Origin of the sequence: Hymenobacter coccineus (assembly GCF_001816125.1) — a bacterium.
GTDB lineage: Bacteria > Bacteroidota > Bacteroidia > Cytophagales > Hymenobacteraceae > Hymenobacter > Hymenobacter coccineus.
This window is the reverse complement of record NZ_MDZA01000099.1, coordinates 25,334-40,450: the sequence shown is the minus strand read 5'-3', so window position 1 is coordinate 40,450 and position 15,117 is coordinate 25,334. Positions and strand designations below refer to the sequence as shown.

Here is a 15,117-nt window from a genome sequence, read left to right as displayed (position 1 = left end):
CGCTACGAATGGCGCGCACCCGCCAGGCCGAGGAAGGGATAGCGGGCCAGCCGCTGGTGCACCAAGTGGTGGTTCACGTCGGCGGGGCGGGTGCCGCGGGCTGCGACGGCCGCCCGCAGATCGACTTCGGAACAGGCGAACGTGCTCATCCAGTGGGCGATAGTAAGCGGAGTGGCGAGGCTGACGCGGTGGGTATCGGCGGGCGCATCGGGGGCTGAGTAGGTGGGCATGGTGGGCGGGATTTGGAAGAGAAAAGCGCTGGGCAGGGGCTTAGTAAGCAGGGACGCGAATATGCCATTGCCCTACAGTACGTAGAAACAGGGGCCCTAAGGCTTGTCCTCTGCGTTATTTCTGCGGATAGCAGTATTTCTGCAGATAGATAATTAGGCCGGATGGGCGTCCGGGCAGTGGCGTGGTCTACGGCAGCCCCTACGCGTTGCTGGCGCAGTTGCGGAGGCGCTGAACGGCGCCAGTACCGTCCTGGTAGTAAGCCGCGCAGAGGGAGTACGGCTCCACCGCGTTGGGGACCTCCCGTTGGGTGGCCGGTTACGTGCCGTTAGCACCTGCCCTTACTGCGCCAAGGGCCAGGGGCGAAACGCAGCGTGGGTAATGGGCACGGCCCCGAGTCATTGGCGGTTGAGGTAGCCCTGCACGGCGGTGACTGCGGGCCCCACGGCGAGCACGGCGTTGCGCAGACGGGTTTCGGTGCAGTTGAAGACGTGGCACCAATAGTTCACCTTTAGCAGGTACTGAACGTTGACGGGGGGGGGGCTGCGGGCGGCGAAGGGGCGCGGGTCGTGCACAAAGCAGGTAATGGAATGGAAGAAAATAGGGTAAGCCAAGCGGTTGAAAAGAGCGTTGGAATGTCTGCACCAGTAGTTGACATCCCGCAGGGTATGTTAGCCAATGAGTCAATGTGCTCGCAGGCCAGGGCTGCAGGGCGCTGCCGCGGTCTCTACCTCCCTGATAAACGCACGCCGTTTAAAATCCGCGTCCGCTAACTTATACTGATGGCCCCGTGGCTAGCGTCTGCGCGCGGTGCGCAACCGGGGACCAACAGGGGTAGCCCGGGGACGGTGCTTTGGCGCAGGGCCGCGTACAGGGCCCCGGCCAGTTCGTGCTTAAGCGCCGAGGGCGCGGGCGGGGTCCCAGCGTCCGCCCGCAGCGCCAAGGCTCGCAGGGCAGCGAACAGGAAGGAAGGGCGCGCCGGGGTGGGCCCCCACCAGTTGGCCCGCCTCTGCCAGCACCTGCTCAAGAAGGTCGAGCACGCGCGCCTCGTCGTCCACCACCCGGGCGTGCGCCCGGTGGAGCCACACCCGCAAAAATTCAGCAAACCTTAAGTTGTACAAGTGTTCTATGGCGTGTGGTTTTATAAAAGTTTTACAAGGATGTGGGCAGACGTCAATTCATTGATTTGCGAGGTTACTGCGCCGCCGGCGAGCGTGCGCTCGAAACCTGTTTCAATGGCTCGTTGCGCTTGGCGGAAGACCTCGTCCGCTCGGCCCACAAGCGGGGGCAGCGAGCCCCTCAGCGCTACGCCAGCCCTGGCGCTGCTTGGCTGCTGTTAAAGCATCCGGGTTCTCGAAGAATGTAGTCGCCCCCGCGCCGTTGCCAGTAGGTCAAGAACGCTGGCCAGTCTGCCGCTGACAGGCAAAACGCAACGTGACGGGTGAGACAGCTTAATAGCAGCACGGGGAAGGGAACAGCTGCGAAAGTTACGCGCAGCTACTTGGCTGTGGCCAACCCCACGGCGGGTTAGGAATGGCATATCGCTGCTCTTACCAGTGCCCAAGAACACCTGTCTGAACAGTTTTTTCCCTGGAGCGCAAGGTCCCATAATATAATTTGGAGTTTTACTAAGCTGTACGGGCGCGCGTACACGTCTGTGAATACGGCGTTCCCGCAGTGCTACCACGATAACATCCCAGGGCTGGAATTCAAAGCTAACGGGTTCAAGGCCAGGCGGCCGAATCGCTGAATTCGTTGGCGCTCTAGCTTTCGACCACCAACAGCCAACCCACAACGCTCGACGTCGCCTGAAGTGCCATCAACGCCGGCGAGTTGCTGCCACCTGTCCACCCCTCTTTGACGACTAACAACGACTAGTACTGGTCAGTGCGTCTGGGCTGCCCGCACTGACGTAGCCACTGCTGGGCATCTGCCACTTCCTGAAAAATTTGCAACTCGAACGGCACCGACGCGGGGAGGTGGCGGGGAACAATGTCCGAATGCAGGTCGGCTTGCAGAACGTGGGCCACGTAGCATAAGCTCAAGCGCCCGGTCTGCGGTACCCACGCTTCGGCCAGCCAGTCACTCCGCTGGCAGTAAGGGCAGTCTTTTCCAATGAAGGCGGAACGATAAAGTTGAAAAGCTCCGCGCCGCTGGCAAAGGGAATTAAACTTATGATGGTGCTGGCCACTAAGTGCACCGCATCAGCACTGTTTACCTGCGGTACATCCAGCGATTTTTCACTCTCAAGTTGCCTATAGTCCGTTATTTTAAACTGGCCATTGGGTTCACCAAGGCCTTGGCCAAGGAAATGGTCGCCCACGGCATTGGGATTAATTGCGTAGCCCCCGGCGTCATCGACACGCCTTTGCTCGACCAGATGCCGGCCGCTACCGTGGACTACGTGCGCAGCAAAGTGCCAATTGGCCGATTCGGTACGCCCGCCGAAGTGGCGGCCGTCGTCCATTTCCTAGCCTCCGACGGCGCCAGCTTTGTCACCGGCCAATGCTATGACGTAAGCGGCAATCGGGCTACCTACTAGTGAGGTGGCCCAGGTAAAAGCGCGGACCTTGGTAAATAGATATAAAATGTTGTCTAATAGGTGCTTGTGGACACCGGTAAGTAAGACTGCTCTGGTTAGGGGCCGGCGCACTACTCGGCAGGACAACTCGAGTGGGAGAGCTACCGCATGCACACACTGTAACCTGTTAACCTCTCACGAGGCCGCAGCAGTGCCCATAGGCGATGTCGCTGACGACCATCGCCTTCAATCGCAAGAAGTTGCTCAAGCACCAGCCCAAACGGGTAGTGCGCCTGGCCATTGCCCTACCCAAGCCATTGTCTAAACACCTGTTTACGTAGCCAATGAGCTTATTATAGTTTGCTCTGTTAACTTGACAGCATGAAGTGTAGCAGGGCCAAGGGTTTTGCAACAGCCAAAACTCTTCTTTGACAACAGAGCTATAGCTTGCTTCTAGCTTCTATTAAATCAAAAAGTTGATCGTTTATCGTGCAAGTCCACCTTTCGGAATAAAAACGCCATTACCAAGAGCGCTTCAGAAAGTGTGGGGCATCGGGGTTAAGCGGTTTTTAGCAGGGCTTCCGTCAGCAGTATTCAATGGCTTGGTGATTACAACTGCCCCGCACTTTCTGACGCGCTCCCAGCTAAACTTGGCCTGCCGTTGCTGCCGGCGGTGCCACCACGCGTTGGCGGGCTTCGGCAATGACGGGCGCGTGGTCTTTAGCCCAGTTGCCCAACTCGATAACCGCGCCCAGTAGGCTTTGGCCAAGGGCAGTGAGGCAGTATTCGACGCGGGGCGGCACCTCAGCATACACCGTGCGGCGTACGAGGCCGTCATTTTCCAACGAGCGCAACGTGACGGTGAGCATGCGCTGCGAAATGCCCATGATGCTGTGGCGCAGTTCATTGAAGCGCAGCCGGTCGGTGCTGCCCAGGTAGAGGATGCAGAGCAGCGACCACTTGTCACCCACGCGGTCCAGGATGTCGCGCACGGGGCAGAGCGCGAAGCCGTCGGCCGGCACGGTTAGGATTTTTTTGGCGGCGTCCACATTTTTAAGGGCCTGATTATCAGTAGCAGTTACGTGCATGTGCCTAAGGAAGAATTAAATGCCTTCTTGCGCCGGGTTGAGGCCGCAAATATCTTTGAGTTATCAAAAGTAACTAACACCTTTTTAAGAACCAACCCATGCTAGCCATCACCGGCGCTACGGGCCAGCTCGGCCACGCCACCATCCAAGCCCTGCTGCCCAAGGTACCGCCCCAGGAAATCGTCGCCGTCGTGCGCGACCCACAAAAAGCCGCCGCGCTATCCCTACTCGGCGTGCAGGTGCGCCAGGGCGACTACAACGACCCGGCCTCGTTCGGCGCTGCTTTTCAGGGCGTTGATACGGTGCTGCTCATCTCGACCAGCGAAACCGAAAACGAGCTGCGCATCCGCCAGCACCGGCAGGCCATCGACGCGGCCCAGCAGGCCGGCGTGCGGCACGTCGTCTACACCAGCATCACGAATCCGTCGCCGGACTCCCGATTCGCAGCCTCGCCGGGCCACTTCGCCACCGAGCAATACCTGAAGGCTTCGGGCCTGACGTACACCATCCTGCGCAATACGCTCTACCTCGACATCGTGCCCATGCTCGTGGGCCAGGACGTGCTAACCAGCGGCAAAATCTACTTCGCAGCCGGCGACGGCCAAGTGGGCTTCGCGTTGCGCGACGAAATCGGGCAGGTCCTGGCCAACGTGTTGACTACCGATGGCCACGACAACCAGTTTTACAACATTGCGCCCGGCCCCACCTATTCCTTCCAGGATATTGCCGCCACGCTCAACGAAGTAACCGGCCAGCCCGTGGCCTACGTGCCCATCTCGGGCGACGACTTGGCGGCCGGGATGCGCCAGCACCAGGTGCCCGAGCCCATGATTGCGCTGCTGCAAGGCATGGCCAGTGCCATGCAGGACAGCGAGTTTGACCTCGCCAGCCCCACTTTTGAACGGCTGCTCGGCCGCCGGCCCACCGACCTGAAAACCTACCTAACAACGGTTTACGGCAAATAGACAGGCTACGACAGGGCTTCGGCTGCCTACGGCCAGTTAAGGCCCAAGTAGCTTCTTTCGAAGGGGGGTGCTCCTGCCCCGGCCTTGGTTCGAGGGGCAGGTTACGCACTTTTTCACCAGGACTGAGGCTCGGGCCGCGCACGCCACGCCGGCGGATGATGGCCCGCTACTTCGCCAGCGGATGCCGCAGCCATAGCAGCCCCAAAGGCAGTAGCGGAAAGGGGATTTCCAGCGCCGCGGTGCGGAGGTTGCCCGTCTGCAGGGCGTAGCCCATAATCAGCAGAATGCCGGCGGCATTGAGCAGGTTACCCGCCAGGAAAGTCGCGGGGAAGAGCAACAGCCCCGCCACCGGCAGATTTAGCCAGCTCAAGCCCAGCATGAAAGATTGGCTAATTCCTAAAGGTTCTAAAAATTGCTTGGTTTGGGGGCTGATAGTACCGCTCACGCCTGCCCTCCGTGCCCCAAATTCAGGACCACGGAGCGGAGCAGGAGGCCGCTAATGATGTTTATGAACATTCTGATTGGCTACTCGGAGGCGAAAAAGGGGTAGCTGCCCGGGGCCCCGGTTTGGGGCGGTTGGCCCAGCGCAGCCAGTTAAGCTTCGTCCCGCAAGGGCATGCCCAGCGTTACGGCACCCGCCGCTTGCGGGCAGAATTGCATGCCAAAGGGTACGCCGTCGGGCGCAACGCGCTGCGCACCTGGCTGCGTCGCCGCGGCCTGCGGGCGCTGAGCACCCGGCCGCAACGCCCGCGCACCACCGAGCTGACCCGGAGGCTATCGTGGCGGAGAACCTGTTGCTTGGCCAGCCCGCGCCCACCGCGCCCAATCAGGCGTGGGTGGGCGACATTGCCTGCCGGCCCCTGGTCGGCGGGCGCTGGTGCTACCTAGCCACGTGGCGCGATACCTGCTCGCGGCGCGTGGTGGGCTGGCACCTCGACCAACGGATGCCCACCGAACTGGTGCTCACGGCCCTGGAACAGGCCCTGACGCTACGCCAGCCGGCTCCCGGCCTGGTTACCCACGCCGACCCCAGCGGTCAGTAGACCAGCCTAACGTGCCGGGCGGGCATCGAAAAAGCCCAGGCACTGGCCAGCTACAGCCGGCCGGGCAACCCCCACGACAATGCCCCGGCCGAAGCCGGTTGGAGCACGCTCAAAACCGAACTGCTGCCGCACGGCGGCGCGTTTGCCAGCCTCGAAGGGGCCCGACTGGAAGGAGCCCGCTACCTCGACACCTACTTCAACCTCGACCGGCGGCACTCGGCCCTTGGCCATCGTTCGCCCCACCAGTTCGAACGCGACTTCCAACCTAGCTTATCTTAGCCTACTGTCCGTTTCAACTGGACCACCCCAGTACAAGGCATTGCATCCCATCGTAGGCTATCGACGCTTATTTGCCGCGTCTTCTGCCCTCATCCTTCGTCCTATGAATCTGTTTGCCAACGTATCGTTGCCCACCATCGACGTGAAGGCCAAGACCGTCTTACTGGCCGAGGGCAAGGTGGCGGCGCACCTCTACGTCGTGCGCCAGGGTTGCGTGCGCATCTGGCTCCACCACCGGGGCAAGGAGTTGACCGCACAGTTTTTCGTGGAGGGCGAAGCCGTGGCCTCGTTGGAAAGCTTTATGACCGGTGAACCTAGTGAATTTACCCTGGAAACCGTGGAGCAGTGCACGCTCGAGGTGCTAACCAAAGCTGAATTTGACCGCCTCCTGGCCGAGCACGCGGGTTTTCGCGAGTGGTTCCAGCAGCTTACCACCCGGCGGCTCATCGGTTACGTGCACCACCTACTGGCCTATATTCGCGACACCCCGCAGGAGCGCTACCAGCGCCTAGTGAAGAATCGTCCGCAGTTGCTCCAGCGGGTACCGCAGCACTACATCGCCTCTTATTTAGGCATCACGGGCGTGTCGCTCAGCCGCATTCGCAACCGCAAATAAGCCGCAGACCGGCCGGCGTTTTTAACAATTGTTATCGTCGCCACCGCGAACAGCTACCCACCTTTGTGCAATGCCCGCTCAGCCCCGCACGGGGCTGCTGGCTAGGCTCGATACGATCACAAATAAGCCCTTGTAGCGGCGGTTGCCTGATGTTTGAAGCGCTAATCGTGTTAGCAGCGCCGCTGCTTTTCCTGCCGACGATGACCGGCTACTACGCTTATAGCCACGGCCGCTCCTTCTGGCGTTGGTTTCTGGTCGGCTGGGGCCTGCCGTTCTTTTCGCTCCTAGTAGTGGCGGCCGTGGTGCATCGGGACCAGCGCCGCCAAAGCCGCTTGCCCCCGCCGTTGTCGAAAGCCGAACCGCCTAGCTCCTCTACTGGCTGCTCACGCCTTTCCACCACCTGTCCCCATGAAACAAATCACTAATCGCCTACATCAAATCAGTTTGGGTGCCGTCAATGCCTTTGTGTTGAAGGACGACGGCCTGACGCTGATTGACACCGGGCTGCCTGGCAGCACCGATAAAATCTTTAAGGCGCTGCAAAAAGAGGGCAAGAACCCGTCCGACATCAAGCGCATCATCCTGACCCACCTGCACACCGACCACGCGGGCAATGCCGCCGACATCAAGCGCCGGGTGAACGCGCGCGTCTACGCCCACCAGCTGGATGCGCAGCTACTGGAAAAAGGCATCAGCAGCCGGCCCATGACCCTCACGCCGGGCCTCACCAATAGGTTTATTTACCAGCTGTTCATCAAAAGCGCCGGTGATAGCGTTCAGCCCGTTGCCGTGGAGGAGCAGCTGACCGACAACGACGTAATTCCCCTGGCGGGTGGTATTCGGGTCATCCACACGCCGGGCCACAGCGCCGGCCACGTGGCGTTGCTGCTGCAAAGTGAGGGCGTATTGATTGCGGGCGATATCTGCGCGCACGTAGTGGGTTTGGCGTACAGTACATTATACGAGGACATCACAGTCGGCAAGCAAAGCATTCTGAAAGCGGCCGGCTTCTCGTTCGACAAGGCCGTTTTCGGGCACGGGCACCTGCTGCACGATGAAGCGGCGAACCGAAAAATGGCCGCCAAGTTCAGTTGAGCGGCTGCCCGGTACTTGGCGCCGGGGCTGAGAGGGCATGGGCTGGAGTACCCCACGCAAGCTTCCCAACAGCCGGGGAAACAGCTCTGATTTTTCCGCCGTACGGATAGCCTCCCATTTTCCGCCGGCCATTTTTTTCCTGAACGCAACGCAGGAATTATGCTCATTACCTTTTTTTATGTCAGAAATTATTTTAGTAACGGGCGCCACGGGTACCGTCGGCGCCGAAGTGGTGCAGGCACTGGCGGGCCGGGGACTCACCGTGCGGGCCGGCGTGCATTCAGCTGAGAAGGGCGACTCGCTTCGGCAGCGGAACCCGTTGGTGGAACTTGTAGAGCTGGACTACGCCCGCCCCGATACGGTGCGGGCCGCCTTTGCCGGGGCCGACCGCGTGTTTCTGCTCACGCCCTTCAGCGAAGACAAAGTCGCGGTGGGGCAGCGCCTGGTCGATGCGGCCCAGCAGGCGGGCGTCCGGCACGTGGTGTGCCTCTCCGGCGCCGGGGCCGACGCCCCCGACGAGGCCCAAGCCCGCGTGCGGATTAGCCGCTGGCACCGGGCCGTGGAAGAATACCTGGAGCAGAGCGGTCTACTGTACACACTGTTGCGGCCGAGTGGCTTCCTGCAAAACCTGGCCAAATACAACGCCGAAGCCGTCCGCCGGGAGGGCAAACTATTGCTGTCGATGGGCGATGGCCGGGTCAGCTTCATCGATGCCCGCGACATCGCGGCCGTCGCCGCCTTGGTGCTCACCGCGCCCGTGGCCGCGCACCAGGGGCGGGCCTACCTGCTAACGGGACCGGCCGCGGTTGGCGGCCAGGACATTGCCGCGGCCCTCGGCGCGGCGACGGGCCGGCCGGTGAGCTACGTGGACGTGCCCGGGGCAGTGGCGGCCCAGGCCCTGGCGCAGGCCCCGGCCTGGATGCGGGAGAGCATGCGGGAGCTGCAGCGCCTCTACAAGTCCGGCGCCGCCGCCGGGGTATCGCCCACCGTGGAGCAACTAACCCAGCACCCGCCCCGCAGCCTCACCCAGTTTGCGCAGGACTACCAGCAGGCATTCCTGCCCGTGCCGCAGAGCCGGAACGGTGAGGCAGCCTAAATAATTGAATCTTAGCTTCTGTTAGATTAGGGAAGTGGCCACCGGCGAGCAACCAGGCTTCGAAGTGGTGCCAAAACCAGTCGGCGTGGGCGTTGTGCTAATAATTGCCGCGCCGACTCGTGCTTTGCCGCGCCCTACTTCGCGCGTCTAAATCTTTAGAGCGGACGGCCCTGTACTGGTTTCCCTGTGCGACTCCAGAACTACCCTTTCAAGGTGGGCCATCCATAGTGGCCCATCAGGGCTGCGTGCAGCCGCTTACCGGCTCTGCTCGTAACTGCCAGGCACGGAGGATTGAGAACCCCTCTGCTCAAGCGGGCACACGGGGTGGTCAGCCAGAGTGGCCCCGCCGGCACCAACCCACCGCAGGTGCGCGCTTACCGGTTCACCTTATGCTTTCGACGTTCGCTAAGGCTGCCTGCTGGCGTGCCCGCACAATGGCTGGCGCGTGGGTTTTGGTCCAGTTCCCGAGGTCAATGACGGCACCCAACGGGCTTTGCCCGACCTCTGTGAGGCAAGATTCGCCGCGGGGCGGTACCTCAGCATGCTCTTGGCGGGCAACTATCCCATCCTGTTCCAGCAAACGGAGCGTGACGGTGAGCATACGTTGCGAAATACCAGCAATGTTTTTGAGCCACTTGTTGAATATCAGACAATCAGCACTTCCTAAGTACAGAATAATGAGCAGGGACCAGATTTTTAACAGCCTGAGTGTCAACAGTGGCTACGGGCATGTGCCTGAGGAAAAATAAAATGCCTTCTTGGTATTTAAATTGCTCCGTCCACACCTCGGAGTAGACAATCCACCCAGCTTCGTAACGGTTCTAAAGTGAAGCGGTAGAGCAGGCTGATAGGTGGCGGCACTTCGGCGACAGCTTCTCTTCCTTCTAGCTACTTCGGTAGCTCTTATCTTTTGCTTCGATTTCTCCTCTGACTTTTCTCTACTTGTATAAAGATGATAAAAGCCTTTTTTTTACTTGTCCTACTAAGCGTCGGCGTTAGCAGTGGGAGCCATGCGCAACAGACCAGCAAAACTATCTGGCAGGTAGGCGTAGCGGACCGTTCTGGCGCCGAGTTTGCGCTGGCTCCCGCAGGCTTCCGAAAATTTGTCGCGCACGATTTTGGCTATGAAGACAAGCGCTTTGTCATTGGCTTTTCCAAAGAGAAGAACGAATTCCCTTATGTGCTCCCCGGTCCAGTAGATACGTGGGGCGGCACTTGGAGCACCGCCGGCTGGCGAACCAACCAAGTGACGGTTCTATTTGCCCTCCAGCGGGAACCAGCAGCCGGCGCTTACAAGCTGCTGATTCAGCTAGCGGATTACGCGAAGAAGTTTCCACCACTGGTGAAAGTAAGCATCAATGAGCAGGACAAGAAAGTTCAGCTGGCGGCCGCTGGTGCGACTACATTTACCCAGCCGCCACCAACCATGACAGAAGCCGTGGGTGATACGGCGGCACTGAGCGGCAACTTGGCCGCGACGACGCCCCACCTTATCGAAGTTCCGCTCGGCCGAAACGTGCTGCACAAAGGGGGGAACAGCGTCACGATTACCGTGCTGGAAGGTTCCTGGATTTTGTTTGACCAGGTCCGACTCCTTGGCCCGGCAACGACAAGGCTGCAGCAGCCCAGCCACTTACTGATTCGGGCGGTAGCGCCGGCTCCCTACGAGCTTTCTGCCAACGGGCGGCGGCGGCAGCCCTTACTGGTGAAAGTAGAGCACCTGAGCGGCACTCCTAAATTGCAGGTACGTGTGGACCAACAACTCATTTTTAGCGAAACGGTAGAAAGGGGCACGTATGAATTTGAAGCCCTGATGCCTGCGGTTACAAAGGCGACGCGCAGCCGATACGAAGTGCTGGAAGATGGCCACGTGATTCAAACGGGTACCATCACCCGCGCCGCGCAGAAGGCGCAGACCTTGGCCGGTTACGTAGACACCCGTTTAGGCACGGCCCACTCGCGCTGGATGATAGCACCGGGCCCCTGGATGCCATTCAGTATGGTGAAGCTGAGCCCCGATAACCAGAATAGCGGGTGGCAAGCCGGGTACCAGCCCACGAATGAGAGCATCGGCACCTTCAGCCACCTCCACGAGTGGACCTTGGCCGGTCTGGGCATCTTCGCCACTAATGGCAAGTTAAAAATTGCCATCGGGGACGAGTTCCGACCAGCGTCGGGGTACCGTTCGCGCATCGATAAGAAAACGGAGGAAGCACCCATCGGCTATTACAAGGTGCAATTGGCCGATTACGCCATCAAAGCGGAGGTAACGGCAACCACGCGGTGCGGCTTTGAGCGCTTTACGTTTCCGGCCAACCGCGACAGCGCCCGCATTCTGCTCGACCTGCACATCCCGGCCGAATACGAGTATCAGGTTAAAGAACTGAAGATTACTAAAGTGAGCGAGTACCGCGTTGAGGGGGTAGTGCATCAGTTTTCGCCCCGGGTGTGGAGTGACGATGCGGCGCAGGACTACACGCTGCATTTTGTGGTTGAATTTGACCAACCCATCAAGCGCCTTGGGGGGTGGCTAGACAAACGGGTGCAGTACGGCGGTGAACTGTCAGCGAAGAACGTGCAAGAGGCGGGCTTGTTCGCCGAGTTTGACGCGAAGCAAACCCCCGTGGTGCAGGTCCGCTCGGGTATCTCACTCGTCAGCCTGGCCAATGCCCGGCAAAACCTGGCAACCGAAATAACCAAGCCGTTTGGCTGGCGCTTCGACGCGGTTCGCCAACACCAACTGCAAACCTGGAATGCGCTCTTCGATCGGGTGAAGATAACGACCACCAACCGGCTCGAAAAAGTCCGTTTTTACAATGCGTTGTACCGCTCAATTTGCAGCCGCAACACGTGGAGCGATACGAACGGCGAATGGCGTGGCACCGATGGTCAGGTGCAAAGGCTGACCCACCCAGATGACGTAGCGTTGGGCTGCGATGCGTTTTGGAACACCTTCTGGAACCTGAACCAGGTCTGGAACCTCGTGCTGCCGGAATGGAGCAACCGCTGGGTCAATTCTCAGTTGGCCCTCTACGAGGCGTACGGCTGGCTAGCCAAGGGCCCCGCCGGCATGAACTACGTGCCGGTGATGGTGGCCGAGCACGAAATACCGCAGATGGTAGCGGCGTACCAAATGGGCATTCGCGGCTTTGACGCGCAAAAAGTGCTCGCCGCAGCTGTCAAAATGCAGACCACGCCGGCGCAAAAGGTGTTCAACGGCTTTGCGGGCAACCGCGACCTGGTGGCGTACGAGCAGTACCAGTACGTACCGGCTGACAAGGGGCGCTTTTCCAATTCCCTGGAGTACTCATTTGACGACTGGACCGTTGGGCAGTTGGCCAAAGCCCTGGGCCAACAGGACGTCTACACGAAGTTTAATGCGCGGGGTGCGTGGTGGCAGCACACGCTGGACAGCACCGGCTTCAGCCACCTGAAACTGAGCAACGGCCGCTGGACCAAAAACTTTGACCCGTTTAGAAGCGGGGCCAACGAGGAGTACGTGGAAGGCAATGCCTGGCAACTGACTTTCTTCGTGCCGCAGGACGTGCCGGCGTTGGTTAGCCAGATAGGCAAACAGGCCTTTGTTGACCGGCTGGAATGGGGCTTTCGGGCAAGCGAGCCCTGGCGCTACAACGGCATGAACGACCAGTACTGGAATTACCCCGTGGTACAGGGCAACCAGCAATCGATGCACTTTGCTTTCTTATTCAACTGGGCCGGCAAACCCTGGTCTACCCAAAAATGGAGCCGTTCCATCCTAGAGCGGTACTATGGCTACGGAGTAGCCAACGCCTACCTAGGGGACGAAGACCAAGGCCAAATGAGTGCGTGGTTGATTATGGCCTCGATAGGCTTGTTTCAAACAGATGGGGGGACCAGTGCCACGCCACGCTATGAAATTGGCAGTCCGCTTTACCAGAAAGTAGAAATTAATTTGGGCCAGCGCTTCGGGCGGGGCAAAAAGTTTACGATTATAGCGCGCGGGGCTTCCCGTAGAAATCTCTATGTGCAAGGAGCAACGTTGAATGGCAAGCCGTTGCCCTCTTTTGACTTCCCTGCTGCGGACCTACTGAAGGGGGGCTCCCTAGTGCTGACCATGGGGCCGCTACCGAACAAAGCGTGGGGGACAGTTTCGTACCGGTAATACATTTGAGGCGGCGTAGGCCAGGCGCACAGAAGCAGGACGTATATTTTCTGAGTCATGAGCGCAGAAAAGGGCAAAAAGACGCCAGATAAACGGCGTAAATACGACGATGCTTTTAAAGCCGAGGCTTTGCGCCTTGCTGCCAAAAGCCGCAGCACGCAGGCGGCCGCCCAGCAATTCGGCATTAGTCTGAAGCTGCTTTACTGCTGGCAGCAAACGCAGCTCATTGCCGAAGTGGGCGGCGTCGAGGTGGCGCGCGACCCCGAAGTGCGCCAGCTGCGCGCCCAGTTGAAGCGGGCCGAGCAAGAACTGGATATTTTAAAAAAGCCTTGGTCATCTTTGGCCAGCCGACCCGGTAAGCACCTACCACTATATTGCCCAGCGGCGGAACCAGGTAGCTGTGCGCCAGCTCTGCCAGGTGCTGCACGCGTCAGCTAGTGCGTATTATGCGTGGCAGCGACGGCAAATGCCTGCCTCGGAGCCAGCCTGGTAAGTGGCTGTTCGATTGGAGTTTAAGTGGCAATCCGCCCGCTATGGCACCTGCCGCTTGCGGGCCGAGTTGCACGCGCAAGACTACCGGGTAGGCCGTTGGCGCATTCGGCGAGCGCTCGCAGCGGCGGGCTAGCGAGCGCAGCAGCCCCGCTCGTTTGTGCCCCGCACCACCGACTCCGACCCCCGCGTGCGCGCTGCCCCGAATCTATTGCTGGGCCAACCCGCCCCGGCCGCCCCCAAATAGCTCTGGGTGGGCGACATCACCTTTTTGCCCAAACAGGGCGGCGGTTAGCTTTATCTGGCTACGTGGCTCGACCGCTACTCGCGCAAAGTCGTGGGCTGGGACGTGCGCGAATTCATGCCCGAAAACTTGGTCAGCGAGGCCCTGCGCCGGGCCTTGGCCGTGCGCCAACCTTGCAGCCGGGCTGGTCATCCATTCCGACCAAGGTAGCCAGTACTTGGCCACCAACTTTAAGGCTTTAGTGACCCGCCACGAAGCGGTGCAAAGCATGAGCCGCCGCGGTGATTGCTATGATAATGCGCACGCCGAATCGTTCTGGAGCCGGCTCAAAACCGAATTGCTCGACGGCGGCAGCTTCCGCACCCTCGCGGAAGCACGCCTAGAAATCAGTCATTACCTCGCTTATTACAACAATGAGCGTCGGCATTCAGCCCTAGGCTATCTCACCCCCAATCACTTCGAAACCCATTTTCAAACTGCCTCCCAACTCTGTGCGGCTTAGCTAGACCACCTTAGTTGCGCCAGCGCGGGGGTAGCGAGGGGGCCAACGGCCAGGAGGAACAAAAGTGTCTTCATGGGAACAACGATTGAAGTGAGGTTTTTGTGTTGATTAAGGGAGCTATACGAAACTTGCGGTAGGTAGTTAGGCGCAACTGATGGCCGCCGGCGCTACCGGCCGGGTACAAAAAAACGGCTGGGTATTCCGGCCGTTTTTTCAAATTGTAGGTGGTTGCTTATTTCTTGTAGTGGTCGGTGTCCGTCGCTTTGGTCGTGGTGGTCGCGCCGGAAATTTGCTCCACGTCCACTTCGGTTTTGCGCACTGTGTCGTGGATGGTTTCCTCGCGCTCCGTGGCCGTTTTATCGATGCTGACCTCGCCTACTACGCGGGCTTCTTTGGCTACCACGGCGCGCTCAGCCGATTCGGTGAGTTCCACCTGGCCTTCTTTAAAGGCCGTGAAGTCGGCTTCCGTCGCCGGGCGGTTCACCGGAATGCGGTTCACGACCACGTGCTTTTCGCGCAGGCGTACGCCGCCGGTTTGCTCCACGCGCTTGCCCACTTGCAGGCTTTCCTCGATGATTTCGGCCTTCAGGCCGCCGGTGGACACGTTGCCGGCGCGGTTGTTGGCGGGGCTTTGGTCCTTGCCGGCGTAACCCGCCAGGGCGGCTCGTCCACCGTGCCTTGGGGGAGCAATTGCTGCGCCTGGTCCGGCAAGGAACGCGTCGCTGGGGCTGGCAGGGGGGGGAGGGGCTGGTTCGTGGAAGGAAAACGAGGGGAATTGGCGGGGTCTTACGGTGAAAGCACCGGTGA

Annotated in this window: 19 protein-coding genes; 11 read left to right on the top strand and 8 right to left on the bottom strand. The window is 60.0% G+C overall.

The genetic code is table 11. The features are described from left to right. Positions 1–2 precede the first annotated feature (2 nt). The 4 genes from BEN49_RS07435 to BEN49_RS27700 form a co-directional block, all read right to left on the bottom strand. Complete coding sequence (locus tag BEN49_RS07435; RefSeq protein WP_070742420.1) at positions 3–230, bottom strand: DUF3606 domain-containing protein; 228 nt, start codon at positions 228–230, stop codon at positions 3–5. A 396-nt stretch (positions 231–626) separates the two neighbouring features. Next, positions 627–842, bottom strand: a complete 216-nt coding sequence (locus tag BEN49_RS07430; protein ID WP_070742419.1) for a DUF3606 domain-containing protein — start codon at positions 840–842, stop codon at positions 627–629. A 279-nt stretch (positions 843–1,121) separates the two neighbouring features. Further along, positions 1,122–1,349: a hypothetical protein gene (locus BEN49_RS07425; protein ID WP_070742418.1), complete on the bottom strand. Its 228-nt coding sequence runs from the start codon at positions 1,347–1,349 to the stop codon at positions 1,122–1,124. A 753-nt stretch (positions 1,350–2,102) separates the two neighbouring features. Then, entirely contained in the window at positions 2,103–2,258 is a 156-nt protein-coding gene (locus BEN49_RS27700; protein ID WP_158022784.1) for a hypothetical protein, read from the bottom strand. Positions 2,259–2,479: 221 nt separating this feature from the next. Between BEN49_RS27700 and BEN49_RS07420 the strand changes: the two genes are divergently transcribed. Next, a complete protein-coding gene (locus tag BEN49_RS07420; protein ID WP_204376072.1) occupies positions 2,480–2,770 on the top strand; it encodes an SDR family oxidoreductase in 291 nt (96 codons plus the stop codon). A 623-nt stretch (positions 2,771–3,393) separates the two neighbouring features. On the opposite strand, the gene BEN49_RS07415 is transcribed toward BEN49_RS07420, so the two are convergent. After that, entirely contained in the window at positions 3,394–3,837 is a 444-nt protein-coding gene (locus tag BEN49_RS07415) for a winged helix-turn-helix transcriptional regulator (protein WP_083325875.1), read from the bottom strand. A gap of 98 nt (positions 3,838–3,935) precedes the next feature. Here BEN49_RS07415 and BEN49_RS07410 point away from each other — a divergent pair, with 98 nt between their 5' ends. Continuing rightward, the gene (locus BEN49_RS07410; protein WP_070742416.1) at positions 3,936–4,802 is read left to right on the top strand and encodes an SDR family oxidoreductase; all 867 of its coding nucleotides are present in this window, start codon (positions 3,936–3,938) and stop codon (positions 4,800–4,802) included. Between the two features lie 166 nt (positions 4,803–4,968). On the opposite strand, the gene BEN49_RS25480 is transcribed toward BEN49_RS07410, so the two are convergent. Continuing rightward, positions 4,969–5,181 (bottom strand): hypothetical protein, encoded by a 213-nt coding sequence (locus BEN49_RS25480; protein WP_083325874.1) that lies wholly within the window; start codon positions 5,179–5,181, stop codon positions 4,969–4,971. A gap of 77 nt (positions 5,182–5,258) precedes the next feature. Between BEN49_RS25480 and BEN49_RS30875 the strand changes: the two genes are divergently transcribed. From BEN49_RS30875 to BEN49_RS07380, 6 genes are all read left to right on the top strand, one after another. Continuing rightward, positions 5,259–5,690: an IS3 family transposase gene (locus BEN49_RS30875; RefSeq protein ID WP_369073209.1), complete on the top strand. Its 432-nt coding sequence runs from the start codon at positions 5,259–5,261 to the stop codon at positions 5,688–5,690. Further along, entirely contained in the window at positions 5,582–5,845 is a 264-nt protein-coding gene (locus tag BEN49_RS27695; protein WP_070742415.1) for a DDE-type integrase/transposase/recombinase, read from the top strand. The genes BEN49_RS30875 and BEN49_RS27695 overlap by 109 nt, the downstream gene beginning before the upstream one ends. 24 nt (positions 5,846–5,869) lie before the next feature. After that, entirely contained in the window at positions 5,870–6,124 is a 255-nt protein-coding gene (locus BEN49_RS30870; protein WP_094123124.1) for an integrase core domain-containing protein, read from the top strand. 103 nt (positions 6,125–6,227) lie between these two features. Beyond that, positions 6,228–6,740, top strand: coding sequence for a Crp/Fnr family transcriptional regulator (locus tag BEN49_RS07390; RefSeq protein WP_070742413.1), 513 nt, complete (start codon positions 6,228–6,230; stop codon positions 6,738–6,740). Positions 6,741–7,148: 408 nt separating this feature from the next. Beyond that, entirely contained in the window at positions 7,149–7,835 is a 687-nt protein-coding gene (locus tag BEN49_RS07385; protein ID WP_070742412.1) for an MBL fold metallo-hydrolase, read from the top strand. A 178-nt stretch (positions 7,836–8,013) separates the two neighbouring features. After that, a complete protein-coding gene (locus BEN49_RS07380; protein ID WP_070742411.1) occupies positions 8,014–8,931 on the top strand; it encodes an SDR family oxidoreductase in 918 nt (305 codons plus the stop codon). 382 nt (positions 8,932–9,313) lie between these two features. On the opposite strand, the gene BEN49_RS30865 is transcribed toward BEN49_RS07380, so the two are convergent. Then, a complete protein-coding gene (locus BEN49_RS30865; protein ID WP_158022783.1) occupies positions 9,314–9,646 on the bottom strand; it encodes a winged helix-turn-helix transcriptional regulator in 333 nt (110 codons plus the stop codon). A gap of 237 nt (positions 9,647–9,883) precedes the next feature. Here BEN49_RS30865 and BEN49_RS07370 point away from each other — a divergent pair, with 237 nt between their 5' ends. The 3 genes from BEN49_RS07370 (at position 9,884) to BEN49_RS27690 (ending at position 14,310) form a co-directional block, all read left to right on the top strand. Beyond that, positions 9,884–13,075, top strand: coding sequence for a GH92 family glycosyl hydrolase (locus tag BEN49_RS07370; protein ID WP_070742409.1), 3,192 nt, complete (start codon positions 9,884–9,886; stop codon positions 13,073–13,075). A gap of 57 nt (positions 13,076–13,132) precedes the next feature. Beyond that, positions 13,133–13,513, top strand: a complete 381-nt coding sequence (locus BEN49_RS07365) for a transposase (RefSeq protein ID WP_070742408.1) — start codon at positions 13,133–13,135, stop codon at positions 13,511–13,513. Between the two features lie 512 nt (positions 13,514–14,025). Continuing rightward, the gene (locus BEN49_RS27690) at positions 14,026–14,310 is read left to right on the top strand and encodes an integrase core domain-containing protein (protein ID WP_158022782.1); all 285 of its coding nucleotides are present in this window, start codon (positions 14,026–14,028) and stop codon (positions 14,308–14,310) included. Between the two features lie 232 nt (positions 14,311–14,542). Here the strand turns inward: BEN49_RS27690 and BEN49_RS29385 are convergent, their stop codons facing one another. Then, positions 14,543–14,914, bottom strand: coding sequence for a YsnF/AvaK domain-containing protein (locus BEN49_RS29385; protein ID WP_070742406.1), 372 nt, complete (start codon positions 14,912–14,914; stop codon positions 14,543–14,545). Positions 14,915–15,117: the final 203 nt, after the last annotated feature.

Coding starts and splice junctions, on each gene's coding strand:
- BEN49_RS07435 (WP_070742420.1), bottom strand. CDS start 230: ATGCCCACCTACTCAGCCCCCGATGCGCCCGCCGATACCCACCGCGTC.
- BEN49_RS07410 (WP_070742416.1), top strand. CDS start 3,936: ATGCTAGCCATCACCGGCGCTACGGGCCAGCTCGGCCACGCCACCATC.
- BEN49_RS07415 (WP_083325875.1), bottom strand. CDS start 3,837: ATGCACGTAACTGCTACTGATAATCAGGCCCTTAAAAATGTGGACGCC.
- BEN49_RS07390 (WP_070742413.1), top strand. CDS start 6,228: ATGAATCTGTTTGCCAACGTATCGTTGCCCACCATCGACGTGAAGGCC.
- BEN49_RS07385 (WP_070742412.1), top strand. CDS start 7,149: ATGAAACAAATCACTAATCGCCTACATCAAATCAGTTTGGGTGCCGTC.
- BEN49_RS07380 (WP_070742411.1), top strand. CDS start 8,014: ATGTCAGAAATTATTTTAGTAACGGGCGCCACGGGTACCGTCGGCGCC.
- BEN49_RS25480 (WP_083325874.1), bottom strand. CDS start 5,181: ATGCTGGGCTTGAGCTGGCTAAATCTGCCGGTGGCGGGGCTGTTGCTC.
- BEN49_RS07365 (WP_070742408.1), top strand. CDS start 13,133: ATGAGCGCAGAAAAGGGCAAAAAGACGCCAGATAAACGGCGTAAATAC.
- BEN49_RS07370 (WP_070742409.1), top strand. CDS start 9,884: ATGATAAAAGCCTTTTTTTTACTTGTCCTACTAAGCGTCGGCGTTAGC.